Genomic DNA, 758 nt, shown 5'->3' on the forward strand with positions numbered 1-758 from the left:
ACGGCGGTGGTCATCGACGTGTTCGCCAACGATGTCGCCGGCGCCGACGGCGTCGATCTTGCCAGCGGCATCGCCAAGGCGAGCGATCCGGCGAAGGGCAGCGTCAGCTACAATGGCGACGGCACCTTCACCTACACGCCGACGGCTGGCCAGACCGGCTCGGACAGCTTCACCTACACCATCACCGACAAGGACGGCGACACCTCGACGGCGACGGTGACGATCACCCTGGCCGCCGATTCGACCCCCTCGGTGGTGTCGACGACCAACCTGACCGTCGATGAGGACGGCTTTGCCAATGCCGCCGTCGACACCACGACGGCGCGCGTCGACGAGACCAACTCGACCGAGAGCCTGACCGACACCAGCGGCTCGGCCAAGGTGACCTTCGGCAACGACGTGCCGGTCAACCTGGCGACCTCGATCGTGCTGGTCGACACGCCGGCCCTCGACGGCCAGCTGCAGACGCTGGCCGGCAATCCGGTGGTGTTCGCGCTCGACGCCGGAACCGGCGACCTGGTCGGCAAGGACGGCGGCACGGAAGTGATCCGCATCCATCTCACCGGCGCCACCTTGACCAACGCGGCCACCGGCGAGGTCACCTACACCTACTCGACCACCCTGTCGCAGCCGCTCGAACATGCCAATGGCGCGCTCGAGAACAGCGCGCTTTTGACCGGCGTCACCTTCCAGGTCACCGACAAGGACACCGACACCGCCCAGGGCAGCTTCAACGTCGCCATCGTCGACGACGTGCC

1 protein-coding gene is annotated in these 758 nt (G+C 67.3%); it reads left to right on the plus strand.

Annotated elements, in window-relative coordinates:
* A partial coding sequence (locus NKH19_RS33395) for an Ig-like domain-containing protein (RefSeq protein WP_352983983.1) occupies positions 1–758 on the plus strand: 758 nt, incomplete at both ends.

The organism is Mesorhizobium sp. M1338, assembly GCF_040318045.1.
Classification (GTDB): Bacteria; Pseudomonadota; Alphaproteobacteria; order Rhizobiales; family Rhizobiaceae; genus Mesorhizobium.